Below are 21,600 nucleotides of genomic sequence, written 5' to 3'. Positions count from 1 at the left end.
GTCATCATGCTGCGTTGGCGAATTCCATGGCGTCAGCCGGATGAAAGCCCCATGTCACGGCCTGGCCCGGCGTGCGCTGAGCCACGTCCTCGTTCAACGGCGCATAGGCCAGGATGATCTTGTCATAGGCTGCGATGAAGACCTTCCAGTGCACGCCGCAGAAGGTCGACGCCACCACTTTTCCCGGATGCCGCTGATCGCCGCCGGCCAGTCGGCTGCCCAGGCGCAGATGTTCAGGTCGCACGCCCAGCACGCCGTCGTTGGCAGGCAGGAAATTGCACTCGCCCAGGAAGCCCGCGACGAAGGCGCTGGCCGGCGTGCGGTACAGGCTCTCCGGTGATCCGGCCTCGACAATGCGGCCCTGTTCCAGGATGACGATGCGATCCGACAGGTTCATAGCCTCTTCCTGGTCATGCGTGACAAAGACGACGGTCAGCCCCAATTCCTGGTGCAGCCGGCGCAATTGAAGCTGGATGGACTGGCGCAGGTTCTTGTCCAGCGCGCCCAGCGGCTCATCCATCAGCAGGATGTCCGGGTTGAACACCAGTGCGCGGGCCAGCGCGACGCGCTGCTGCTGACCGCCCGACAGCGCACCCGGCTTGCGGTCCTGAAGCGGAGCGAGGCTCACCAGATCCAGGGCTTCCAGCACGCGGCGGCGGATGTCTCCATCGTTCAAGCGCCGCATGCGCAGCGCAAACGCCACGTTCTCAAACACGCTCATGTGAGGGAAGAGGGCGTAGTTCTGGAACACCATGCCGATGTTGCGATCCGCGATTGGGGTGTGCGTGACGTCGCGTCCCCCGATCGTCACCACGCCCGCATCCGGATGTTCGAATCCGGCAATGATCTTGAGCAGCGTGGTCTTGCCAGAGCCGGACGCGCCCAGCAGCGTGCAGAACTCGCCTCGGGCCACGGCCAGGTCGACCTCGGGCAGGGCGACTGAATCGCCATAGCGCTTGTGGATGCCCGCGAGAGTCAGCGGCTTTCCTTGGCTTTCCGGCGGGCGTTGCGGGAGGATGTCGTTAGCGTTATGCATGTCAGTGTTCCTTCTTTTTGCTGATCAGCAGGTTGGCGAGCAGAATGAGTGCCGTTGCGCCGACCAGTAGGCAGGAGGCGGAGATAACGGTGGGATCGAAGTCGTTGGCCAGGCCTTCGAACATCAGTTTTGGGAGGGTGCGGTTGCGTATCGTCGTCAGGAATAGCGCCATGACCACGTCGTCGAAAGAACTGACGAAGGCGAAGACGGCGCCGCCGATCAGGCTGGGGATCAGCGCCGGCAGCATGACCAACCTGAACATCGCGGGCCAGGTGGCGCCCATGCCCAGCGCAGCAAGCTCGAGGCTCGGATCCAGGCTGCGCAGTGCCGCGCGCATGGTGATGTAGACGTACGGCGCGGCCAGCACCGTATGACCAAGGATCACGGCCATGGAGTTCGCGACCCAGCCGACGGGCGCGAACAGGTAGTACAGCGCGACCGCCGTGACGATGGCTGGGACAGACATGGGGACGATGAAGAATGCGTCCAGCCAGCCTTGATGGCGCTTAGCCAATCTGCTGACCCCCAAGGCTGCTGCAGTGCCCAGCGCCGTCGCAAGCAGGGTGACGACGATGGCTATCCGAGTGCTGGACGCCAAGGCGGCCAGCCACTTGCCATCGGTAAAGAAGTTCTCGTACCACCGCAGCCCATAGCTGGGTGGCGGAAAGATGGGGAAGTCCGTCGTGCCGAAACTCATCGGGATGACGACGACGATGGGCAGCAGCAGGAATACGGCGCATATCACGCCCAGCACGGCGGATACCCGGCCGCCCGGCGTGCGTCGATAGCCCGTGTGGTTGCTGCCCTTGCCGGAGCTGGCGCTGATCAGATTGTTCAGGCCGAACAGCCGGTTGAACAGCCACAGCGATAGCAGCACGGTGGCTAGCAGCACGCCAGCCAGGGCCGACGCCAGCCCCCAGTTCAGCTCTTCCGTGATGTTGTGCGAAATCAGTTCGGCAGCCATGCGCTGGGCAGGCCCGCCCATCAGCGACGGCGTGATGTAGTAGCCGACCGCGTTCATGAAGACGATGATGCCGCCCGCAACGGCGCCGGGACTGGTCAGAGGCAGGATGACCCTGCTGAAGATGCCTGCGGATCCTGCACCCAGGCCTTGCGCGGCCTGCACCAGACTGCCGTCCAGGGACCGGAACGAGGCATAGAGCGGTAGCACGACAAAGGGCATGAGCACGTGCGTCATGCCCACCATCACACCGGTGAAGTTATAGAGAAATGCCATCGGCTGGTCCAGAATGCCCACTGTCGTCAGCAGCGTGTTCAACGGCCCGTTCTTGCCCAGCAAGGCGATCCACGCCGATGTGCGCACCAGCGCGCTGGACCAGAAGGGGAGCAGCACCGCGAAGAACAGCACGCGCGCCACCGTGGGCGACACGGTCGCCATCAGGTAGGCCAGCGGATAGCTCAACAGCACGCAGGCCAGCGTGACCGCCGCGGCGATCGTGAACGTGTTGACGAGCACGATGCGGTAGATCGGCGTGTCCAGCAGATGGCGATAGTGGCCCAGCGTCAGTCCGCCGTCCTCTCCCTTGAAACCGTTGCCGAGCAGACCTGCAATCGGGCCGGCAAAGAACAACAGCAGGAAAAGCAGCAGCGGCAGCGCGGCAAGGGCCGCAACGCGGCCGCGCCGGGAGGCGGCGGCCCGGCGCGGTGTGGCGACGGGCAGGGAAAGGGCGTCGGTGCTCGTAGTCATGGCATCTTGGCGCCGGCGCGCACACCGGCGTCTGAGTGAAGAGGCAGAAAGATCAGCGGGCGCGGACCTGGTTGTAGCGTTCGGTGATGGCCGGGCCGTTCGTATCCCAGAACTCCGAATTCAGGAAGATGCTGTTCTTCAGGCGCTCGGTGGTCGACGGCAGACGCTCCAGGCGTTTGGCGTCGATCAGCGGCAGCGCTTGCTCGGTGGTCGGGCCGTACGCGATGTACTTGCTGAATTCGGCCTGGTGCTTGGGCTGGATCATGTAGTTCAGCAGCTTGATGGCCGCGTCTCGATTGGGCGCGCCCTTGACGATGGCGAAGTAGCCGACCTGGGCGATGCTGTCGCCCCAACCCATGGCGATGGGCAGACCTGAATCGATGCCGGCCTGGAAGCGGCCGTTCCAGCCCAGCGCCATCACCACTTCGCCGCTGCCCAGCGCGTTGACCGGTTCCGCGCCGCTCTTCCACCAGCGGGCGACGTGCGGCTTGATCTCGTCGATCTTCTTGAAAGCACGATCCAGGCCTTCAGGGGTGGCCAGCACCTTGTACACGTCCGCAGGCGCGACGCCGTCGGCGATCAGCGCCGCTTCGATCACCGTCGCGGGATCGTCCTGGAGGGTGCGCTTGCCAGGAAACTTCTTCACGTCCCAGAAATCGGCGAACGTGCTGGGCTGAGGCTTGCCGGCAGGGAACGCCTGCGTCGAAAAGCCGATGTTGGTGGAGAAGATTTCGGACGGCACGCCGTAATCGTTGCGGGCATTTGCGATGACGTGGTCCTGGTTGACCATGTCTGGCGTGATCTTCTCGAAGACGCCAAGCTTGATGCCGCGTGTGAGGCGGGCGCTGTTCTCAGTCACCACATCCCACGTGATCGACTTGGTGTCGATCATGGCGCGAATCTTCGCGACCTGCGGATCGGTGTCCTCGTGAACCGTAATGCCGGCTTCCTTGGAAAAGGGCTTGAGCCACGCGTCCCGGATGGCGCCTTGGTAGTTGCCTCCCCAGCTTGCGAAATTGAGCTCGGCCGCTTGTGCGGCGCCCGTGGCCATCGCCAGCGAGGCGGCGACAGTGCACGTGACGTTCTTCCATGTGAAATTCATTGCTTGGACTCCGTTCCATAAGAAAAGCGCGGTGGGCAGACTCGCCCCGATCCAGGGCATTTCGCCTCGGCAAGTCGTTGGCATGCAATTTGCATGCCAACGGTATGCCAAACATTCAAATTCGCCTTTTCTCGGAGTCCTTCAGATGCACGATGTAGACCTCAATTCCGACCTGGGAGAGAGCTTCGGTCACTATAAGATCGGTGCCGACGAGGCCATGCTGGATCTCATCACGTCGGCCAACGTTGCCTGCGGTTTTCACGGTGGTGATGCATCCGTGATGCACCAAACCGCAGCATCCGCCCTAAAGCGGGGCATCGACGTGGGCGCCCATCCGGGCTTCAACGACCTCTGGGGATTTGGACGGCGCAAGATCGTCGGCGACAGCCCGCAGGCCATCGGCGACATGCTCGCGTATCAGATCGCCGCAATGCAGGGCATGGCTCGCGCGGCCGGGCATCGCGTGACGCACGTGAAAGTGCACGGCGCATTGGCCACGCTGGCGTTCGAGGACCGCGCGCTTTCCGAGGCGCTGACCTGGGCGATGCGCATGCTCGATCCGGAACTGGTGCTCGTCTGCACGCCGCACAACGAAACCGAGCGCGCAGCGCGCCGGGCGGGCATCCGCGTGGCCTGCGAGGTCTTCGCCGATCGTCTCTATGGCGACAACGGGCTTACACTGCCGCGCAGCGAGCCGGGCGCCGTCATCCACGATCCGGCCGCGGCGGCTGCGCAGGCGCTGCGCATGGTGCGAGAACAGGCAATCCGCACAGTGGGGGGCAGGGTGGTCGAGATGCCGGTGCACACGATCTGCGTGCACGGTGACAACCCGCAAGGCGTGGAGATTGCGCGCGCGGTGCGCGATGCGTTGCTGGAAGAGGGCGTGCGCCTGCGGCCGATTTCGCAGCTGGACTTTCAGTAGGGCGCGTCTTTTTGCGCTTGCCGGATCAGCGTCTTCAGCACGGTCGCGAAACGCTTCGCCGTGTTGGATAGCGGGCTGCTGGCCGAATGCAGCAGATGAATGGCATGGCTGAGCGCGGGATCGGTCGGCAGCAGGATGAAGTCTTTGCGGAAGCTGGGGTGATAGCCGAACGACTCAATCAGCGCCACGCCCACCCCCTGGCGCACCAGCGACAGCGCTTCGGGCGTGGAACGTATTTCGATCTGCGGGTGCACTGACGCCGCTCCTGAATGGAGGAACCGGCTGGCCAGACGTCCGAACGGCGTGTCTGCGCCATAGCCAATAAGCAGATGGCCTTGCAGGTCTTCGGCCCGCAGCCGGCTGCGCACCGCCAGCGGATGACCGCGCGGCACTGCGCACCCCAGCCACCCTTGGCCGATCTCCTCGCTGACGATATTAGCGTTCACCGGCGGGGGCATCGAGGCGATACCGAAATCGGCCTGTCCCAGCAACAGGTGCGGCAGCAGCGCGTCGAAGGCCAGCGGGCGGTAGCGGATGGGCGTATCGGGATGCCGTTCGCGAAACTTCTGGATCGCGTGAGGGATGAGCCATTCGCTGAAGCTGGGGCTGGAAACGAGGCTTACGGCGCCAGCCGAACCCGCGCCCAGCGCGCCCGCCAGATCGTTGAAGCGATTGACGCGGCCGAAGATCTCTTCGGCCTCGACAAAGAGGCGGCGCGCCTCGGGAGTGGGATGCAGACGCCCCTTGACGCGCTCGAACAGCCGGTAGCGCAAACGGTTTTCGGCCGAGGCGAGCAGCCGGCTCACGGCGGGTTGCGTCACGGAGAGCATGCGACCCGCTTCGCTGAGCGAGCCGGTCAGCATCACGGCGTGAAAGACCTCGATCTGGCGAAGCGTCAGCGCTCCGGGCGCAGAGGGAAGGGGGCCGGACATAAGGAAGCACTCGTGGACGGGAACGCGTTGCCGGCCATTTTATGTCGGGGAAGCGCCGCTGCGCGCACACAACGGCTCCGCCATGACCTTTTGCGCGCACCCCATAACTAAATGCACAGTCCCCGCGCCGGTCCGCAAGGCCGGGGTTGCGCGCAAAACCGTTTGTTTTCAAGGCTCGGCGGGTCTTGGGAGAGAACGCTGGACGGGTCATTTCGCTGGGCGGGCCGTCTTTGCGCGCCGCTGCCGCCGCGTCATGCTGCAAGCCATATCGCAACCCACCTCAGGATTTTTCCATGTCCCGCATCGTCACCGTCGCTGCCGCCCAATTGGGTCCGATCCAACGTTCCGAAGGTCGCGATGTTGCGATCGGCCGCATGATCCGGCTGATGGAGCGCGCGCATCAGCGCGGCGCCCAGGTCGTGGTGTTCCCGGAGCTGGCGCTGACGACCTTCTTTCCCCGCTGGTACTGCGAGGACCTGGACGAGGCCGACGCGTGGTTTGAACCCAACCTGCCATCGCCCGCCACGCAGCCTCTGTTCAACGCCATCAAGCGCTACGGCTTGATGGTTTACCTCGGCTACGCCGAACTGGCCTGGGAACCGGACGAGCAGGGCGTGGTGCGCAAGCGCCGGTTCAACACGTCTGTCGTGATCGCGCCAAACGGCGAAATCGTGTTCAAGTACCGCAAGGTCCATTTGCCCGGCCACGCCGAGTTTGCCGAGCATCGCCAGGTCCAGCATCTGGAAAAGCGCTACTTCGAAGTGGGCAACCTGGGCTTTCCCGTCGTGCGCGCGCCGGTCGCAGCAGGTGTCGACGCCAATCTGGGCATGCTGATCTGCAATGACCGGCGTTGGCCGGAAGCCTGGCGCGTGCTAGGCCTGCAACAGGTCGAACTGGTGATGCTGGGCTACAACACGCCCAGCCGGAACCAGGACAATCGCGGATTTGAGGCGCACCACCTGAGGGTGCTGCATTCGCATCTGTCCATCCAGGCCGGCTGCTACCAGAACGCCACCTTTGCCGCGGCCGTCGCCAAGGCCGGCACCGAGGACGGCCATGAGTTGTTGGGCCATTCCATCATCGTCAATCCGCAGGGCGAAATCATCGCGATGGCTGCGACGTGGGACGACGAGCTGATCGTTGCCGACTGCGACCTGGATTTGTGCGAACTAGGCCGCAGCACGGTCTTCAACTTCGCCAAGCATCGCCGTCCCGAAGCCTATGGCCGGCTGATCGAGCAGACCGGCAGCGTCGCGCCCGCCGTCTGGACGCCGTCCGCCTGATTCGTCCGAATTCTTCTTCCTTGCTGGATAGCCTCATGACCGCGATGCCCCTGCCTACGACCATCGAACACGAAATGCTCGGCACCCTGCGCGTGCCGGAATACGCCGACGTAACGGCCGCCGCCCAGCGGCTGGCGCCCCACGTGCGGCGCACCATGCTGTTGCGCTCGCCAGTCCTTGATGAACTTGCGCAGGCGCCAGTCTGGCTGAAGCTGGAAAACCTCCAGGTGACGGGTTCCTTCAAGGCCCGAGGCGCGTTCAATGCCTTGCTGAACATGGAGCCAGCCCAACGCGAGCGTGGCGTGGTGGCGTATTCGACCGGCAATCACGGCCAGGCTGTCGCGTGGGCCAGCCGCTGCCTGCGCGTTCCCGCCACCATCGTGATGCCGGTCGACGCGCCGGAAAACAAGGTGGACAAGGCGCTGCGCCATGGCGCCAGGGTCGTGCGCTACGACCGCACTCGCGAAAGCCGCGAAGAGATTGGCATGCGTCTCCTGGCCGAAACCGGCGCCACGCTGCTGCCGCCCGGCGACCATCCCGACGTGCTGGCAGCCCAGGGCACGCTGGCGCTGGAAGCCCTGCAGGACCTGCCCGCCGCAGCGCTTGCAAACCTGGGGCTGTTCGCAACGCCGTGCGGCGGCGGAGGCATGGCGGCAGGCTGTTCACTGGTGTTGCGCGAGCTTGCGCCACAAGCCCGGATGGTGGCCGTGGAGCCCCTCGAATTCGACGACACGGTGCGGTCGCTGGCCTCCGGCAAGCGTGAAACCAATCCGGCGGGCGCCAAGACCTTGTGCGACGCGCTGCAGGCTGCGACGCCGGCCGAACTGCCCTATGCGATCAACAGCCGGTCCCTGAGCGCTGCCGTGTCCGTGAGCGACGACGAAGTCGCCGCCGCCATCCGTTTCGCGCTCGAAGAACTGCGCCTGGTGATCGAGCCGGGTGGGGCGGTTGCGCTTGCCGCGTTGCTGGCGGGAAAGCTGTCGGCCGACGGCCGCGATGCGGTCATCGTGCTCTCAGGCGGAAACATCGATCTACCGCTTTTGCGTCAGATCGCCCTGGACTGAGCGCTCGCGCCGCAGTCCGGAACGGCGGGACCCTTTCAGGCCTGCCGAGCAGTAAGGGCGCCCATCAGGCGCCTTGCACAACCCACGCGGGACGCAGAGCCCGCGCGGATACACCTATAACAGTCCAAGGAAGAAAACCATGTCCACGTATCAAAGCAGCGCCAAGCGCTGGCTCGCGGCCGCGAGCGCAGCATTTACCTTGATGGCGGCGTCCGCCGCGCAGGCCGCTTATCCCGAACATCCGGTCACGATCGTCGTGCCGTTCAATACCGGCACCACGCCCGACCTGGTGTCGCGCCTGCTGGCTGCGGAAATGGCCAAGCAGACGGGCGGCAACTTCGTGGTGCAGAACCGCACCGGCGCGTCGGGCATCATCGGCACCCAAGCGGTGGCGAACGCCGCGCCAGATGGCTACACGATTGGGTTTGCCAACGTCGCTACGCTTGCCATCAATCAAAGCCTCTACGCCAAGCTGCAGTACGACGCCGACAAGCAGTTGGCGCCTGTCGCGCTGACGGGCTCGGTGCAGAATCTGCTGGCCGTGCGCCCCGGCTTGAACATCAAGAGCGTCGCCGAGCTGATCGCCATGGCCAAGAAAGACCCGGGCAAGCTGGTCGTCGCCTCGGGCGGCAACGGCACCACCGGCCACTTGAGCGCAGCCATGTTCGGCACGATGGCGGGCGTGGAATTCATGCATGTGCCGTACAAGGGCGGTGTCGAGGCGGACCTGGCCGTGCTGCGCGGCGAAGCCGACCTGGTGTTCGACAACATTTCGTCCATCGCGGGTTTCGTGGAGCAGGGCAAGGTCGTGCCGCTGGCCGTCACCGATCTTCAGCGCGATCCGTCGATGCCCAATCTGGCGACGCTGGATGAGCAGGGTCTGAAGGGCTACCGTGCGGTGGCCTGGACCGGGTATGTGGCGCCGGCGGGCACCGATCCGAAGGTGCTGGACTTTCTGAACGCCGCCTTCAACAAGGCCCTGCAATCCCCCGGCGTGCAAGAAAAGCTCAAGAGCATGGCCTATGTGCCGAACATCGGCCCGCGCCAGCAGCTCTTTGAGCGTGCGCATGCGGAGCGCCCGGTCTGGGCTCAGGTAATCCAGCAAGCCAACGTCAAGATTGACTGAACCTTATGAACGACGAACGCTACGACCTGCTGATCCGTGGAGGCACGGTAATTGATGGAACGGGCGCTGACCGCGTCCGGGCCGATGTGGGCCTGCGCGGCGGCCGGATTGCGGCCGTCGGCGACCTGGACGGCGCCACCGCCGATCAGGTGCTGGAGGCGGGCGGCCGGATCGTGTCGCCCGGCTTCATCGATACGCACACCCACGACGACCGCTACCTGTCGATGGATCCCGGCATGCCCGCCAAGCTGAGCCAGGGCGTCACCACGGTCGTGACCGGCAACTGCGGCATCAGCCAGGCACCGTGGCGTCCGGGTTGGCGAGACGAGGTGCCGGCGCCGATCAACCTGCTGGGCAACGAGTTGGCCGACTTCCCGTACGAGACCTTCGGCGCCTACCTGGAAAACCTGGACCGGCATCCGCCCGCCGTGAATGCGGCTTGTCTGGTGGGACACACGTCGCTGCGCGCCGCCGCGATGGCCGACCTGAACCGCCCCGCGACGGCGGCCGAGATCGAACACATGCAGGCCTTGCTTCGCGAAGCCATGGAGAGCGGCGCGATCGGCCTGTCGACCGGCACTGCATATCCTGCGGCCATGCCAGCCACGTTGGATGAACTGATGGCTGTTGCCAGCGTGCTGCGCGAGCATCGCGGGCTTTACGCCAGCCATATCCGCGACGAGGGCGACCGCATCTTCGCCGCGCTGGATGAGGCCTTCGCCGTGGGCGCCGCCGGCGATGCGCCCGTCCTGATCTCGCATCACAAGCTGATCGGTCCACGCAATCATGGCCGCTCGGTTCAAACGCTTGCGCACATCGACAAAGCGGGGCAGGGGCAGAAGGTGGCGCTGGATTGCTATCCCTACGTTGCAGGATCCACCATCCTGCGCAAAGACCGCCTGGCGGTGTCCAGCCGCGTCATCGTGACCAAGTCGGTGCCATATCCCCAGTACGCAGGACGCGATCTGGACGACATCGCGCTTGATATGGGTCTGAGCCCGGAGGACGCGGTCGATGCGCTGCAGCCGGCTGGCGCGATCTACTTCATCATGGACGAGACGGACGTCCAGCGCATCCTGGCGTACCCGGGCACCATGATCGGCTCGGATGGCATGCCGCACGATCCCGCGCCGCATCCGCGCCTGTGGGGCACGTTCCCGCGGGTCCTGGGCCATTACTGCCGCGACGTCGGATTGTTCACGCTGGAGCAGGCCGTGCACAAGATGACGGGCAAGCCCGCTGCACACTTCCGTCTGCCGCAACGGGGCCGCATCGCGGCGGACTACGCGGCTGATCTGGTCGTATTCGATGCAGAGACCATTGCCGACACCGCAACGTGGTCGTCGCCGACGAGCCAGGCGGTGGGGATCGACTACGTGTTGGTCAACGGCAGCGTCGCGTGGCAGGCGGGAGGCGCCACCGGCGCGCGCGGTGGCAAGGTGATTCGGCCGGGACACTAAACGTGCACGGCCGGCGATTTGTCCGGCTGATTGCACCGGGGCCAAGTGGGTCCTCAAGGAGGTCTCTCTTGGTCAGACGAATTACGCATAATGTGTATTATGTAAAGTGCGAAATGGCCGTTTTCGTCCCGTCACCACGCAGCCATCAGATAAGATGCGCGCCAAGCCTTCCCAACCCATCCCCATCCAGACCCCATGACCCCGCGCGTCGCCATCATCGAAACCATGGAGAACACGCAGCTCGGCCTTCTGCTGAGCGCGCTGAATGAAGCCCAGGCCGACATCACCTGGTTCCGCGTCTATCGCGACGGTCTTGGCGACGTTGCCTTTGACGATTTCGACGCCCTGATCGTTCCCGGCGGCTGGCCGAGTGCGCAGGACGATGATCTTTATCCTTACCTGCCCAAACTCGTCGCGCTGATGCGCACATTTGGCGACGCCGGCAAGTCCGTGCTGGGCATCTGCTTAGGTGCGCAGGTGCTGGCCCGCGCTTACGGGGCCGACAACCTGTTGGGGGTGGCGCGGGAATTTTCCTGGACGCCGCTGACCGTGACGGACGATGGGCGCGCCGATCCGCTGTTTGCCGAATTGCAGGACGGCTTCACCAGTTTCCAGTGGCACGTGGACACCTACACCCTGCCCCCGTCCGCCCTCCTTCTGGCCCGATCCGAAATGGTCCAGAATCAGTGTTTCCGCGTGGGACGGGCAACTTACGGCCTGCAATTCCACTTTGAAGCCAGTGGCGACGTGGTTCACGACTGGACGCGCGCCAATCCCGACCGGGTCAATCGCATTGCGCCGGGCTGGCTGGAGACCCAGGCGGCCGAGGACCGGGCCCGCTTTGCCGCCGACGCCGACGAGGCCGGCGCGCGGATCGCCCGCGCATTTGTGGCCACCATCGGCGAGCGCGCGCGGACCTGATCGACACCGGCCGGAACAAAAAAGGCGATGCCAGATTTCCCGGCATCGCCTTTTGCTTTCACCGAGGGTCAGCGCTTCTTGGACGCCTCGTATTTCGCCTTGTTGGTTTCGTTCGGCGGGTACAGGCCCGGCAGCACGGCGCCATTGTTGACCTCGTCCATGATCCAGCCTTCAAAACGTTCCTGCTCGACGGCGGCGTCAACCACGTCGGCCAGCAGCGCGGCCGGGATGACGACGGCGCCGTCCTGGTCGGCAACGATCACGTCATCGGGAAAAACGGCCACGCCGCCGCAGGCGACGGGCTGCTGCCAATCCACGAACGTCAGGCCGGCCACCGAGGGAGGCGCGGCAGCACCGCTCGCCCAGACGGGCAGCTTGGTGCCCAGCACACCGGCCAGATCGCGCACGACGCCGTCGGTCACCAGGCCCGCAACGCCGCGCTTGGCCATGCGGGCGCACAGGATGTCGCCCCAGATGCCGGCGTCTTTCACGCCCATGGCGTCGACCACCGCGATGCAGCCAGAGGGCATCTGCTCGATCGCGCCGCGGCTGGATTTGGGCGAGGACCATGATTCTGGCGTGGCCAGGTCTTCGCGGGCGGGCACGAAGCGCACCGTGAACGCGCGGCCGACGATGCGTTCGAGGCCTTGCGCCAACGGAAAGGCGCCGCGGATCCAGACGTTGCGCAGCCCTTTCTTGAGCAGAATCGTGGTCAGTGTTGCCGTCGTGACGCCGGACAGCGCCTTGAAATGAACCTCGTCCGAAACAGTCATGGGTTTTTCTCCCTGTGAAATCAGAATGGGCGCTCAGCGCGCCCGAACTCGATGCGGCAGATGCCTTAAACCAGATCCCGCGCGCGCGCGTCGCGCTTGCCCAGGCGCGCCAACAGATGATCGACCTCGGTCCGCGCCTGGTTGGTCAGCGCAGCACCCGGCCGGCGTTGCGCCGCACTGGTCAGGATGCCCCGGCGCATCATCACGTATTTGCGCACGGCCAGGCCGACACCCGGCTGCTGTTCGTAGCGCAGCAGGGGCAGATGCGCATCGAACAGATCATGCGCCTCTTCGGTCCTGCCCTCGCCTACCCATTTGACGAAATCGCACAGCATGTCCGGAAAGCAGTATCCGGTGTTGGCGCCGTCGGCGCCGCGCGCCATTTCGTAGTCCAGGAACAGGCCGTTGTTGCCGCACAGGATCGAGATATGCCGCATGGCGCCTTCGGCTTCAAAGCGGCGCAGCGCCGAGATCTTCTCCAGGCCCGGCCAGTCTTCGTGCTTGAGCATGACGCACGAGGCCAGATCGGTCACGATCCGCCGGATGACCGTGGGCGCCATCTGCACCGAGAACGTCAGCGGATAGTCCTGCAGCACAAACGGAACGTCGTCGCCGATGGCCTCCACTGCCTGGTGGTAGTAGTTGACGATCTGATCGTCGGTGCGCAAGGTGTTGGGCGGCGCGATCATGACGCCGGCCGCGCCGCGGTCCATCACCTCGCGCGTGAGCGAACGCATGGAGGCGAAGCCGGGCGCCGACACGCCCACCACGATGGGAATGCCCTGCGATTTGCCGATCACCTGCGAGGCGATTTCCAGGGATTCCGCGAAGTCCAGTTTGGGCGCTTCGCCCAGTTGGCCCAATACGGTCAGGCCGGTCGAGCCGCAATCCAGGTAGAACTCCATCATGCGGTCGATCGAGGCGTGGTCGACGGAACCATCGTCAAAGAACGGCGTCGGGGCGATGGGATATACGCCTTTCGCGTCAGCAGTCAGTTTCATGGTCTGTTTCTTCAAGAAGTTGTTTGAGTCAGGCGTCAGGCCTTAGATGCTTGCGATGAGGCCGCCGTCCACCCGGATCGTCGATCCGGTGATGTAGCTGGCCCGCGAGCTGGCCAGGAACGCAACCGCATCGCCGTATTCCTGCGGGTCACCGTAACGGCCCATCGGAATGGCGCTGGTGCTTTCGCGGCTGACGTCCTCTACGCTGCGCCCTTCGCGCTTGGCCCGGGCTTCGTCCAGAAAAGAGATGCGCGCCGTCGCAATACGGCCCGGCAGCACGATGTTCGACGTGACGCCGTCCTTGCCCACTTCGCGCGCCAGCGTCTTGGACCACCCCACCAGCGACATGCGCAGCGCGTTGGAGATGCCCAGATTCGGAATCGGCGCAATCACGCCCGACGAGGTGCTGGTGATGATGCGGCCCCACTGCCGTTCCCGCATGCCCGGCAGGATGCGATCAGTCAGCTTGATGACAGACAGCACCATGCCTTCAAAATGCTCGCGCCAAAGATCGGCCTGCTGTCCGAAAGACGGCGTGGGCGGCGGGCCACCGGTGTTGTTGACCAGGATATCGACAGGACCCACATTGGCCTCGATCCACGCCACCTGGCTGTCAAAGGCGTCCAATGCACGCAGATCCCATTGCAGGACAAAGGCAGACAGGCCCTGGGCCTTGATGCCGTCGGCGGTGGCCGTTGCAGCGTCAAGGTTCAGATCGGCGACGACCACCTTGGCGCCTTCGCGCGCCAGCGACTGTGCAATGGCGCTGCCCAGGCCACCGCCGCCGCCCAACACCAGCGCCGTCTTGTCTTTGATACCCAAATCCATCTTTACCTCCGTACGAAAAAAGCTTGATCAGTCAGCGCTGAGCGCTGGCCGGCCTATCTTGACCGCGTCGCGCCACCCTGCGCCTGACGGATCGCAAGGTGCGCCCTGTAGACCTCATTTTCTTGCCAAAGCGCGTCGCGGAAAAACGGAAAATTGTTGGATAGATCATTCGGTTTATGAATGATTTGGCAGTTGCAAGGTATGCGTCTCCCAGCGTGCAAGCTGTGGGCGCGGGCAATTCCGCTATATTGGGGCCACCATTTTCATGCACGCATTGAATGAACCCGCGCCGCCTCACCCCCTCCATGTCCCTGCTGTTGGCCTTTGAAGCCAGCGCCCGCCATCTGAGCTTTACGCGAGCGGCGACCGAGCTTGCGCTGACGCAAAGCGCCGTCAGCCGGCAGGTGCAGGCGCTGGAAGATCTTCTGGAAGTCGCGCTCTTTCGCCGGGAAAAGCGGCGGATTGTGCTGACCGAGGCGGGCACGGGATACCAGAAAGAACTGGCCGCCGCCCTGCAGCGCATCCGCAGCGCATCGCTTCAGGCCATTTCACACCGCACCGGCCGAGGCGCCTTCCACCTGGCCGCGTTGCCCACGTTTACGGCCAAGTGGCTGATGCCCAGGCTGCACCGCTTCTATGCGCGCCATCCCGGCATTCTGGTTCACCTGCATTCGCGCGTGACCCGCTTCGACCTGGATCTGGCCGGCATCGACGCCGTCATTGCCGTGGGCGATGGCGACTGGCCGGGACTGGTCCCGCATCGGCTGATGAATGAACAGGTCATCCCGGTCATCAGCCCCGACATCGCCGCGCGCCAGACCATCCGCAGGCCCGCAGACCTCATCCAGCACGTGCTGCTGCAAGTCGCGGCCAGGCCGGCCGTGTGGCAACGCTGGTTCGAAGCCCACGGCCTGCCCGTGCGCTCGATGCGCTGGGGCGCGCAGTTTGAACTGACCACGCACCTGATCCAGGCGGTGGCGTCGGGCTTGGGCGTTGGCCTGTTGCCGACCTTCCTGGTGGAGGATGAGTTACGGCAAGGCGTGCTGGCGCCGGCATTGGATGAGGAATTCAGCACGGGCGCGGGATACTTTTTCCTGGCGTCGCCAGACAAGTTGGCCATTCCGGCAGTGGCGGCGTTTCGGGATTGGTTGCTGGATGAGAGCGCGGGGGGGTGAATTCCCGCGTTGATCTCGGGCGGTCCGCATCCGCATTCGCCGCTATTCAATAATTCAACAATCGTTGTATTATCCGGCGCATGAATGAAGAACATGCCGTGCTCGCCCTCGCCGCCTTGGCCCATGCCCAACGCCTGCGCGTGTTCCGCGCCCTGGTCGTCGCCGGACAAGAAGGCCTGACCCCCAGCGTGCTTGCCGACCAGCTTGCCGTGGCGCGCAACACGTTGTCATTCCATCTGAAAGAGCTGGCGCATGCGGGACTGGTCTCCATCGAGCAGCAGGGCCGCAACCTGATCTACCGCGCCGACTTTTCCCGCATGAACGGCCTGCTGGGCTATTTGACCGAGCACTGCTGCGCGGGCGCGCCTTGCGCAGTCACGGATCGCGGCGCGTGCGAATCCTGCTGACCCAGCCCCCCTACTTACCGCCCTTCTCTCCTGCAACCCATGCACTCCACCGCAACCGCCGCACGTCCGGCGCCCCAGCGCCCTTCCATGAGCGTCTTCGAGCGCTATCTCACCTTGTGGGTCGTTCTCTGTATCGTCCTGGGCGTGACATTGGGCCAGGCGGCCCCCGGCGTTTTCCAGGCCATCGGTCGCATGGAAGTCGCCCAGGTCAATTTGCCGGTCGGCATTCTGATCTGGGTGATGATCATCCCGATGCTGCTGAAGGTGGACTTTGGCGCGCTGGGTCAGGTCAAGCAGCACTGGCGTGGTATCGGCGTGACGCTGTTCATCAATTGGGCAGTCAAGCCGTTCTCCATGGCCTTTCTGGGCTGGCTGTTCATCCGCCACGTTTTCGCCGCCTGGCTGCCGGCCGACCAGCTCGACAGCTACATCGCGGGTCTGATCCTGCTCGCCGCCGCCCCGTGCACGGCAATGGTGTTCGTCTGGAGCCGGCTGACGGGCGGGGACCCGGTTTTCACGCTGTCTCAGGTGGCGCTGAACGACACCATCATGGTGTTTGCCTTCGCGCCCGTAGTCGGACTGCTGCTCGGCCTGTCGGCCATCAGCGTGCCGTGGGACACGTTGCTGGTTTCCGTGGGGCTGTACATCGTGGTGCCGGTCATTTTGGCGCAGGTGTGGCGCCGCGCGTTACTGCGGCGCAGTCAGGCGGCGTTCGATGCCGCGTTGGCGCGGATCGGTCCGTTTTCGATGGCCGCCCTGTTGCTGACGCTGGTGCTGCTGTTCGCGTTTCAGGGCGAAGCCATCATCGGGCAGCCCTTGGTCATAGCGATGTTGGCGGTGCCCATTCTGATCCAGGTGTTCTTCAATTCCGGCCTGGCGTACTGGCTCAACCGGCGCGTCGGTGAAAAGCACAGCATCGCGTGCCCGTCTGCGCTGATCGGCGCGTCCAACTTCTTCGAACTCGCGGTCGCAGCTGCGATCAGCCTGTTTGGCTTTCAGTCCGGGGCGGCGCTGGCAACGGTGGTCGGCGTGCTGATCGAAGTCCCCGTCATGCTGCTCGTCGTGCGGATCGTGAATCAGAGCAAGTGTTGGTACGAAGCCGGCGCCGCGCGCAACTGACGCCGCTTGGCACCCGCCTTTGCCGGCCGTCCGAAGCAGTCCTGGATATCCTGCCGCAACGTCAACGCGGCGCGCTCAACAAGGAGGACGGCGACCCCGTCATGGACGCGAACGGCAATCGCGTCCAAGGTGCCTGACAGCTGAAGTGTTGCGGTGGTTATCCGACCTTCTTCGCCACCACAACCACAAACCGCTGATGCCCAGCGTGGCCAACCCGAGTCCCAGCATCGCCACGCCGATCTCACCCGCGGGGCCGCCCAACTCTCCTGTATGCAACGGATAGATCACCGAGTTGATCCGCGTGCCCGGATCTAGGTCGTTCCAGCGGTGCGCGGCCAGAACCCTGCCGTCCCGAGGATCCAGCCATACGGTGGAGCGTCCGTTGGGATGCGAATCGTCTGGAACGCGCATTCGAATAGCCATGGGCCGGTCGAGGTGGGGCGTGTAGAGAATGAAGCCGATCTCACCGTCCGGGAATGCTTTCCTGGCCGCCGCGGCAAAGGCGTCCAGAGATGGCGGCCGGGGCATCCCATCCTGCGACGCCGCCATCCCGGCCACCAGCCCCGGAAGCTTAGGCGCGACCACGCGAGCCTGCCCGGTGGCCGCAGTGATCCACCCGCCGATCGGACGCCACGCCAGGTAAGCCCCCGTCGCCACCGACACCGTCAGGAAAGTCGCCAGAATCGCCCCGCCCTGACGATGGACATCAAACAGCGCGCGCAACGTTCCCTTGTCGAATACCATGCGCAGCGATGGGGGCCATTTGCGCGGCCACCAGAGCACCAGCCCGGACACCATCAGCACAAGATACGCCAACGCGGCCCACGCCAGCACCGCCTTGCCGGTCTGCCCCAGCATCAACGCGCTGTGCAGCTGAAAAAGGACCGCGGTAACGCCCTCGTCCTCTGCCCGCCTGCCCTGCTCTCGGCCGCTCGACGGGTCCAGATAGACGGTGCCCCGCCAGGCGGCGCGCACCCGCACCTGCAACGTGTCACCCGCCTTGCGGGGAGGATCGAACGTCAACGAGGCATCTGGGCCAAATGCGGCCACCAGATTGCGCCGCACGGTTTCCAACGGCACGGCGCCACCATCCGGCGGGCTTTCCGCAACGAAATAAGCCGGATGCAACATCCGATCCAGCGGCCGCGCGGCCACGAGCAAGGCGCCCGTCAACCCGGACAGAATCAGAATTCCGCCCAGGACGAGCGCGACCCAGCGATGGCAGGCCAACCAGACGCGCCGAGGCATCAATACGCCAGTCGCGCCTGCAGGTAGACCATGCGCGGCGCGCCCACCATGCGGCCGCCGTTGGTGTCGACGTTGCGCGTGTAGTAGCGGCGATCAAACAGGTTGTTCACCCCCACCGCCAGCTCGCTGCCGCGCCATTGCGGCACCTTGTACGCCAGTTGCGTGTTCCAGACGCTGAAGCCAGGCACACGGCCATTGGTCGCGTCCGCATTCTCAGGCCCCGTGTTGGCGGTGTCCGAGTATTGGCTGCTTTGCGCCGTGGTGAACAAGTTGAACGTCCAGTTGTTGCGCGTATACCGGCCGCCCACCGTACCGGTCTGGCGCGAATAGAACGGCACGTCGTTGCCTTCGAATTCGCCGGATTTCTGAATGGCTCGCACGTACGTGTAGTTGGCGTAGACGTTCAGGCCGGCAAGCGGCCCGGAGCGGTCGAAGTCATAGTCGATGGCGAACTCGACGCCATTGTGCGTCGTGGCGCCCAGATTACGGAAGACGGCCGGGTTCGTGCCGGGAATCGACAGAATCTGGTTGTCGAAGCGCAGATCGAACACCGTGAATTCCGTGTGCAGTTGCTCGCCCGTGTAGCGCAGGCCGGCCTCGACCGTCTTCGCGATCTCGGGGCTTAGCGGATTGGTCGCGGACATGGAGTTGAGCTGCGTGTACTGGACCGCGCCAAACGACGTGTTGTAGTTGGTGTAGAGCGTCAGCGCGTCATTGACCAGGTACGCCACGTTCAGCGAAGGCAACCCGCGGCTGTTGCGCATGTCGAACGGCGTGTCGTTGGTGGTGCCGCTCGGCTGGCGGTGGGTGTCGATGCGCTCGTAGCGCACGCCCGGTGTGATGCGCCAGTTGCCGTAGGCGATGCGGTCGTCCAGGTAAACGGAGTGCGCTTCGGTCTCGTTGTCGAAGACCTGCTGCACACCCACGCGCTGGCCGGTCGTCAGCGACTCGGAATAGCGCCGGTCCTGGCCGGTTTCGTGGATATAACGGTAGCCGATGGTGACGTCATGCGTCGTCGGCCCCCATTCGATGCGCTGCGTGTAGCGCGGTTCGATACCCAGCACCTGGTTGTTGCGCGGTTGGTAGTCATTGCGGTTCGCGGCGGAATTGATCAGCGAACTCTGCCGCGAGCTGTCGTAGTGATAGACGCGCGCCTCGAACTCCTGCGTATCTGAAATCGAATTCAGATAGCCGATATCAACCTGGTCCCGCTGCCCTTTCCAGTAATCGGTCGGGTGCGTGTTCTGGAAGGGATCGTCCCGATACTGGGCGACGGTCAGGCCGCCGGCCGTCATCGATTTGACGTCGTAATGCGCGAACTTGCCGTAGATCTCCGACGCGGGCGTCAGCGCAAAGCGCCATTTCAACGCGACGTCGTTGTAGCGGTCGTCGCTGCCGTCGCGCCATTGCTCGCCGTCCATGCCGGAATACATCAGGGCCACACCCAGGCCGTTGTCGAACTGCGTGCCCAGGAAGCCGGTGTATTGGGTGTTCGTGCCGCCGTGGCTGAAGATGTTGTAGCGCGCCGAGGCTTCGGCGGTCAGGCCGGGCGTGTTGGGAATCGCGCGGGTCTTGAAGTTGATGACGCCGCCGACGTTCTGCGGGCCGTAGCGCACGGCCCCGCCGCCCCGCACCACGTCGATGGCCTCGATGTTGCCCAGACTGGTCGGGGACATGACCAGATTCGGTTGGCCGTAAGGCGCCATCGCCATCGGGATGCCGTCCAGCAGCATCGTCGTGCGGAAAGAGTTGCGCGGGTTCAAGCCCCGGATGCCCACATGCAGGCCTACCGAGCTGCCCGTGGCGCTGGTGCTGCCGCTGATCTGCACGCCAGGCACGCGGCGCAACGCGTCCGCCACGCTGGTGGCGCCGCTGTTCTGGATTTCGTCGCGGCGCAGCAGCGTGCGCGCTCCGCCAAAGGTCTGCACGCTGTTTTCAAGGCCGGTGCCCAGCCAGTCGCCGCTGACCTGGATGGACTCCAGCGTGCTGGCGCTGGCGGCGGGCACGGCGGCCGGCGCGGAAGCCTTTGCCGCTGACGCCGCCGGCGCTCGCACGACATAGCCCTGCCCGCCTTGCGCCTCGGCCACCAGTCCGGTGCCAGCGAGCAGCTTGGCCAGACCGGCGTCCACCGCGTAGCTGCCGTTGAGGCCCTGCGTCGTCAGGCGGCCGGTGTCTTCCGGACGGAACGACACCGTAATGCCCCCCGCCTTGGCGAAGGCGGAAAGCGCCTGGTCCAGCGGACCCGCCGGAATGCGGTAGTCCTGCGTGCCGGCTTGCAGCACCGGTTGGGCCACCGCATACGGCGAAGCGCCAAAGGCGGCAGTCAGGCTCAGGCTCAATGCGGCCAGGCGCAGGACGCGCGTTGCGCTGCGCGCGGGCGATGGGGTTTGAAGTGCCACGTGATCACATCCCGTTCAGGTCATCAATGTGCGGTATGCCGGATGAGCCGGGACAAAAGGGACACGCGGGCAGAAAGGTAGTTGTAAATAAGTGAAACGGCGTCGAAAGCGTTTATCTAGTCAGGGTCACCCAGTACGACGTCCGCGTCACCACGCGTAGATCCAGCGTGTTGGCCACGACAGCCAGCAGCGCATCGGTGTCGTGCAGGCGGAACACGCCCGACAAGCGCAAGCCCGCCACTTCGGGATCGCAGCGGACCACGCCCTGCCGGTAGCGCGACACTTCGGCCAGCAATGCGTCCAGCCGTATGTAGTCGGCCTCGATCACACCGCGCGTCCACCCCGGTGCAACTCCAGACGGTTGACGCGCGCCCGCCGGGAGGTCGCTTTGCAGGAAAGCCCCGGCCGTGAAGCGCACGGACTCGCCGGCGTTGAAGATCCGCGCCGATCCCCCGTTCGCAAGGGTGACGGCGACCCGGTGCTCGAGCACGGTCAATTCAGTCATGGCGTCGCGGCCGTCCAGTTGCCGGACGACGAACCGTGTGCCCAGGGCTTGCAGACGTCCCTGCGGCGTTTCGACATAAAACGGACGAACCGCCTTGTCGGCCGCCGTACGCACATAGACTTCGCCAGACCGCAACTGCACCACGCGGGCGGCGTCGGAATAGCGCACGTCCATGCCCGTAGCGGTATTGAGCAGCACCTGGCTGCCGTCGGCCAGCATCAGGTCGTGGCTTTCGCCCACTGCCGTGCGGTACGCGCCCTCCTGCCCGTAGTGGACGCGGTATCCCAGCCATGCCGCAGCCGGCGCCGCGAAACCCATCGCCGCCAACGTACGCAGCACTGTGCGCCGGCTGACCCGCGGCTCGCGCGTCAGCAGCGGCACCCCCAGCGCGGCCGGCACGGCGTTGAACTGTTGCGTCAGGCGCTGCGCCCGTTGCCACGCGAGTTCGCGGTCCGGGCTGCCCGCGCGCCAGCGTTCGAAGGCGGCGTGATCCGCTGGCCCCGCCTCGCCCGAATGCAAACGCACCAGCCAACGCGCCGCCTCGCGGATGATTGCGGCGTCAAGAGGCTTGGATTCGGCGGCGGCCATGAA

The 21,600-nt window shown here is 64.9% G+C and carries 19 protein-coding genes and 1 pseudogene; 10 read left to right on the top strand and 10 right to left on the bottom strand.

Features of this window, described 5'->3' with window-relative positions:
* Positions 1 to 4: 4 nt before the first annotated feature.
* From AB3147_RS14055 to AB3147_RS14045, 3 genes are read right to left on the bottom strand one after another with little or no spacing between them, the layout of a single operon-like run.
* On the bottom strand, positions 5 to 1,036 hold the full coding sequence (locus tag AB3147_RS14055; RefSeq protein ID WP_218343884.1) for an ABC transporter ATP-binding protein: 1,032 nt from the start codon (positions 1,034 to 1,036) through the stop codon (positions 5 to 7).
* Position 1,037: 1 nt separating this feature from the next.
* The gene (locus AB3147_RS14050) at positions 1,038 to 2,744 is read right to left on the bottom strand and encodes an ABC transporter permease subunit (protein ID WP_239213668.1); all 1,707 of its coding nucleotides are present in this window, start codon (positions 2,742 to 2,744) and stop codon (positions 1,038 to 1,040) included.
* A gap of 52 nt (positions 2,745 to 2,796) precedes the next feature.
* Entirely contained in the window at positions 2,797 to 3,846 is a 1,050-nt protein-coding gene (locus tag AB3147_RS14045) for an ABC transporter substrate-binding protein (RefSeq protein WP_367352187.1), read from the bottom strand.
* An 82-nt stretch (positions 3,847 to 3,928) separates the two neighbouring features.
* Here AB3147_RS14045 and AB3147_RS14040 point away from each other — a divergent pair, with 82 nt between their 5' ends.
* Entirely contained in the window at positions 3,929 to 4,768 is an 840-nt protein-coding gene (locus tag AB3147_RS14040) for a LamB/YcsF family protein (RefSeq protein ID WP_367352186.1), read from the top strand.
* On the opposite strand, the gene AB3147_RS14035 is transcribed toward AB3147_RS14040, so the two are convergent.
* Positions 4,762 to 5,700: a LysR family transcriptional regulator gene (locus tag AB3147_RS14035; protein WP_218343879.1), complete on the bottom strand. Its 939-nt coding sequence runs from the start codon at positions 5,698 to 5,700 to the stop codon at positions 4,762 to 4,764. The two genes, AB3147_RS14040 and AB3147_RS14035, sit on opposite strands and share 7 nt — an antisense overlap.
* A 293-nt stretch (positions 5,701 to 5,993) precedes the next feature.
* Here AB3147_RS14035 and AB3147_RS14030 point away from each other — a divergent pair, with 293 nt between their 5' ends.
* From AB3147_RS14030 to AB3147_RS14010, 5 genes are all read left to right on the top strand, one after another.
* Positions 5,994 to 6,983 (top strand): N-carbamoyl-D-amino-acid hydrolase, encoded by a 990-nt coding sequence (locus tag AB3147_RS14030; protein WP_367352185.1) that lies wholly within the window; start codon positions 5,994 to 5,996, stop codon positions 6,981 to 6,983.
* Between the two features lie 35 nt (positions 6,984 to 7,018).
* Positions 7,019 to 8,047 carry a threonine ammonia-lyase gene (locus AB3147_RS14025; protein WP_367352184.1) on the top strand — a complete coding sequence of 343 codons (1,029 nt, stop codon included), beginning with the start codon at positions 7,019 to 7,021 and terminating at the stop codon, positions 8,045 to 8,047.
* A 139-nt stretch (positions 8,048 to 8,186) separates the two neighbouring features.
* Positions 8,187 to 9,173, top strand: a complete 987-nt coding sequence (locus tag AB3147_RS14020) for a Bug family tripartite tricarboxylate transporter substrate binding protein (RefSeq protein WP_367352183.1) — start codon at positions 8,187 to 8,189, stop codon at positions 9,171 to 9,173.
* A gap of 5 nt (positions 9,174 to 9,178) precedes the next feature.
* Complete coding sequence (locus AB3147_RS14015) at positions 9,179 to 10,633, top strand: N-acyl-D-amino-acid deacylase family protein (protein ID WP_367352182.1); 1,455 nt, start codon at positions 9,179 to 9,181, stop codon at positions 10,631 to 10,633.
* 195 nt (positions 10,634 to 10,828) lie between these two features.
* Positions 10,829 to 11,554 (top strand): type 1 glutamine amidotransferase, encoded by a 726-nt coding sequence (locus AB3147_RS14010; RefSeq protein ID WP_367352181.1) that lies wholly within the window; start codon positions 10,829 to 10,831, stop codon positions 11,552 to 11,554.
* Between the two features lie 68 nt (positions 11,555 to 11,622).
* Here AB3147_RS14010 and AB3147_RS14005 read toward each other — a convergent pair whose 3' ends face one another.
* From AB3147_RS14005 to AB3147_RS13995, 3 genes are all read right to left on the bottom strand, one after another.
* On the bottom strand, positions 11,623 to 12,327 hold the full coding sequence (locus AB3147_RS14005; RefSeq protein WP_367352180.1) for a ribonuclease activity regulator RraA: 705 nt from the start codon (positions 12,325 to 12,327) through the stop codon (positions 11,623 to 11,625).
* A 65-nt stretch (positions 12,328 to 12,392) separates the two neighbouring features.
* Positions 12,393 to 13,328 (bottom strand): dihydrodipicolinate synthase family protein, encoded by a 936-nt coding sequence (locus AB3147_RS14000; RefSeq protein WP_367352179.1) that lies wholly within the window; start codon positions 13,326 to 13,328, stop codon positions 12,393 to 12,395.
* Positions 13,329 to 13,370: 42 nt separating this feature from the next.
* Positions 13,371 to 14,156, bottom strand: coding sequence for an SDR family oxidoreductase (locus AB3147_RS13995; RefSeq protein WP_367352178.1), 786 nt, complete (start codon positions 14,154 to 14,156; stop codon positions 13,371 to 13,373).
* A gap of 278 nt (positions 14,157 to 14,434) precedes the next feature.
* Between AB3147_RS13995 and AB3147_RS13990 the strand changes: the two genes are divergently transcribed.
* From AB3147_RS13990 to AB3147_RS13975, 4 genes and pseudogenes are all read left to right on the top strand, one after another.
* Entirely contained in the window at positions 14,435 to 15,331 is an 897-nt protein-coding gene (locus AB3147_RS13990) for a LysR substrate-binding domain-containing protein (RefSeq protein ID WP_218343852.1), read from the top strand.
* A gap of 80 nt (positions 15,332 to 15,411) precedes the next feature.
* A complete protein-coding gene (locus tag AB3147_RS13985; protein WP_175136491.1) occupies positions 15,412 to 15,738 on the top strand; it encodes an ArsR/SmtB family transcription factor in 327 nt (108 codons plus the stop codon).
* A gap of 39 nt (positions 15,739 to 15,777) precedes the next feature.
* A complete protein-coding gene (gene arsB, locus AB3147_RS13980; protein WP_367352177.1) occupies positions 15,778 to 16,857 on the top strand; it encodes an ACR3 family arsenite efflux transporter in 1,080 nt (359 codons plus the stop codon).
* Positions 16,854 to 16,994: pseudogene (locus AB3147_RS13975) on the top strand (arsenate reductase); the annotation flags it as partial. The gene arsB and the pseudogene AB3147_RS13975, both read left to right, overlap by 4 nt.
* Here the strand turns inward: AB3147_RS13975 and AB3147_RS13970 are convergent.
* From AB3147_RS13970 to AB3147_RS13960, 3 genes are all read right to left on the bottom strand, one after another.
* Positions 16,957 to 18,105, bottom strand: coding sequence for a PepSY-associated TM helix domain-containing protein (locus AB3147_RS13970; protein ID WP_367352176.1), 1,149 nt, complete (start codon positions 18,103 to 18,105; stop codon positions 16,957 to 16,959). The pseudogene AB3147_RS13975 and the gene AB3147_RS13970 overlap by 38 nt on opposite strands.
* Positions 18,105 to 20,504, bottom strand: a complete 2,400-nt coding sequence (locus tag AB3147_RS13965; RefSeq protein WP_367352175.1) for a TonB-dependent siderophore receptor — start codon at positions 20,502 to 20,504, stop codon at positions 18,105 to 18,107. Before AB3147_RS13965 ends, AB3147_RS13970 begins: the two co-directional genes overlap by 1 nt.
* Positions 20,505 to 20,616: 112 nt before the next feature.
* Complete coding sequence (locus tag AB3147_RS13960) at positions 20,617 to 21,597, bottom strand: FecR domain-containing protein (RefSeq protein ID WP_367352174.1); 981 nt, start codon at positions 21,595 to 21,597, stop codon at positions 20,617 to 20,619.
* Positions 21,598 to 21,600: the final 3 nt, after the last annotated feature.

Origin of the sequence: Achromobacter animicus (assembly GCF_040775605.1) — a bacterium.
GTDB classification, from domain to species: Bacteria; Pseudomonadota; Gammaproteobacteria; order Burkholderiales; family Burkholderiaceae_B; genus Achromobacter; species Achromobacter animicus.
Note: the sequence above shows the minus strand (reverse complement) of the source record. Positions and strands in the feature narration are given on the sequence as shown.